Here is a 3,194-nt window from a genome sequence, read left to right as displayed (position 1 = left end):
ATTAGGGCAGTGAATGTACAGCATTCCATGACCCAGCATACAGGAGGCGCTTTTTGTTTTGCAAACCGCATTTTAATTCATTACAGGAATAGCTCCTTAGGCATTATTTTGTTGAACCTTCCGTTAAGATTCAACCGATCAGCGCCTTCAACACTTCTCTATCAAGTTGAATGTCTGAACGGGGCAGCATCTGCAGCGCAAATAACGGTATTACTTCTTCCGCACGCAGGGCATACGGCTGATCCATCCAACCTGCCAGCCAGGCGATCCAACCGATCACTTTTTCCGGAAGAATACCGAGATTTCTTACCTGTTCAATTTCTAATGACCTGTTGCGTTTGGATAACCGTTTGCCGTCGGAATCAATCAATAAGGGAACATGGGCAAATTCAGGTTGAAGCCATTCCAATGCATTGTAAATGTGTAATTGGCGTACGTGGATTCGGCCAAATCCGATCCACGCAGTACATCGGTCATTTCCATCGCATGGTCATCCACAGTCACTGCTAGCTGATAAGCAATCATCCCGTCTGCACATTGAACCACAAAATCTCCACCGGCTCCTTTTGCAAAGGCTTGCTCACCCAAGACCAGTTCCGTAAATTGGAGAGGAATTTGGGGAATGGCGAAAACGGAGGGAAGGCGTTTTAACGGCTGCTTTGGCAGCTCGTTGCTTTTCATTCAAAGCCCTGCATGTGCCCGGATACATCGCGCCTTCTGAGGACAGTCCATGCGGCGCTTGTGCAGCGGAGGCAATATCTGCCCTGCTGCAATAACACGAATAGAGCAGTCCCTGCTCTTTGAGCTGTTGTAACGCTTGTTCATAGCTTTCAATACGTTCACTTTGTTGATAAGGAGCGTTGGACTCCTTCGATATCGGGGCCTTCGCCCCAATCCAAACCGAGCCATTTCAAATCATTCATCATTTGCTCCGCCATACCAGGAACGAATCGGGAATCGTCGATGTCCTCGATCCGCAGAATAAACCGGCCGCCGCATTGTCTCATTTGCAGCCAGGCCAGCAGTGCGGTCCAAGCATGTCCAAGGTGGAGCTTGCCCGAAGGCATGGGTGCAAAGCGTCCGCTTCTGGGACGACGGGTGTGATCGGTCGAAATGGCATGATGATCGGTTCTGCTGCTCGGCATCCTTGTCACTCCTTTATCATTCATCCTCTCCATTATACCAATCGCATTGTGCAAAGTAAGGTGGGCCCAATGCCTGACAGTAACCGGAGTTAGCGATTGAAAAAGGAAGAAAGCCAGTGAATACGCGAGCGTATATACATTGTTCCCCTTACCGGGTTCAAATATCCTTTTGAATTCTGAAAAAAACCTTCAATCCAAAGATAGATCAAAGGTTCTTTCAGCATAGAAACAGGTTTAACTATAGACCAGCTCTTTTTCTTCTTCTTTTTCGCCGAGACCAAGCGACTGCGCGGTTGCGGCATGAATTTCTTGAAAAAGCTCCGGGTTTTTCTCCAGTGACACGCCATAAGAAGGAACCATTTCCTTGATTTTCGGCTCCCACTCTTGCATATGCTGCGGGAAGCATTTGTTTATGAGCTCGAGCATGACGTGGACGGCAGTGGAAGCACCTGGAGAGGCACCGAGCAGTGCAGCTATCGAGCCATCGGCAGCACTCACTACTTCCGTACCAAATTGAAGAGTGCCTTTACCGTCTTCCGTATCTTTGATAACCTGCACACGTTGTCCCGCCACCACGATATCCCAATCCTCGATTTTGGCGTTCGGAATAAACTCTCGCAATTCCTCCATGCGCTTTTCGTTCGATAGCATAACCTGCTGGATCAGGTATTTGGTCAATGCCATCTCTTTTACCCCTGCCGCCAACATCGTTAAGACATTATCCGGTTTTACGGAACCGATCAAATCAAAATTTGATCCTGTTTTTAAGAACTTGGGCGAGAAGCCGGCAAACGGTCCAAATAGCAATGATTTTTTGTTATCGATATATCTTGTATCTAGATGCGGAACAGACATTGGAGGAGCGCCGACCTTGGCTTTACCGTATACTTTTGCATGATGCCGCGCTACGACCTCCGGATTGTTGCATACCATAAATAGTCCGCTTACCGGGAAGCCTCCAATATGTTTGGATTCAGGAATACCGGTTTTTTGCAGTAAAGGCAGACTTCCGCCTCCACCGCCGATAAAGACGAACTTCGCCGTATGGTACTCGATTTTACTGGTATCGATATTATGAACCTTCACTTTCCATAAGCCGTCGCTTGTACGTTTTATATCTTTGACGCTGTGCATGTAGTTAATCTCGACGTTTTTTCGCTTTAAGTGGTCAAACAGCATGCAAGTTAAAGCGCCAAAGTTAACATCCGTCCCGGAGTCGATTTTGGTTGCCGCTATCGGTTCATTCGATGTGCGGCCTTCCATGACAAGCGGAATCCATTCCTTCAGTTTTTCAGGGTCATCGGAGTATTCCATTCCTTGAAACAGGGGATTGTTCGACAGCAATTCAAAACGTTTTTTCAAAAACGCGACATCTTTCTCCCCTTGCACCAAACTCATATGAGGGATTGACCTGATAAAATCCTGCGGATTGCTGATCAGCTTGTGGTTCACAAGATACGACCAAAACTGTCTTGAAAGCTGAAAATGTTCGTTAATTTGTATGGCTTTGTTAATATCTATAGAGCCATCCGATTTTTCGGAGGTATAGTTAAGCTCGCACAGTGCCGAGTGCCCCGTACCCGCATTGTTCCATTCGTTAGAGCTTTCTTCTCCTGCCTTTGCCAGCTTCTCGAACACTTTGATTTCCCATTCCGGTGCCAGCTCTTTCAGTAATGTTCCCAAAGTCGCGCTCATGACTCCGGCACCAATTAAGATCACGTCTGTGTTTTTCTGTTTGCTGCTCATGATATCCTTCCTTATCCCCAATATTTGCGAAAAACATGTGGTCGCTCCTAGTCAGATGACACAAAAAGTTAGACGCGACCTAGGAACACGCCTTTTCTGTCTTCATCATATTTAAACATACCATTGTCTATTATAATGATTTTTGGATTAAGAAATCTACTATTGTTTGATAATTTTTTCACAAATTATACTGGAAAAAATGGATGTGAATAAGCACTTTGTTTCCGCAGGAAACAGGTGTTTTTTTGCACATTGGAACGAATTCCCGGTATTTTAATGCCGCTGTAATTTGCTACACTTTTT

General features: G+C 46.0%; 1 protein-coding gene and 1 pseudogene. Both read right to left on the bottom strand.

Translation table 11 applies throughout. The features are described from left to right. Positions 1 to 130: 130 nt before the first annotated feature. Positions 131 to 1,067: pseudogene (gluQRS, locus tag VF724_RS21000) on the bottom strand (tRNA glutamyl-Q(34) synthetase GluQRS). A 312-nt stretch (positions 1,068 to 1,379) separates the two neighbouring features. Further along, positions 1,380 to 2,891, bottom strand: coding sequence for a malate:quinone oxidoreductase (locus VF724_RS20995; RefSeq protein WP_371756187.1), 1,512 nt, complete (start codon positions 2,889 to 2,891; stop codon positions 1,380 to 1,382). Positions 2,892 to 3,194 lie beyond the last annotated feature (303 nt).

The organism is Ferviditalea candida (assembly GCF_035282765.1).
GTDB lineage: Bacteria > Bacillota > Bacilli > Paenibacillales > KCTC-25726 > Ferviditalea > Ferviditalea candida.
This window is presented reverse-complemented; position numbering and strand designations above follow the sequence as displayed.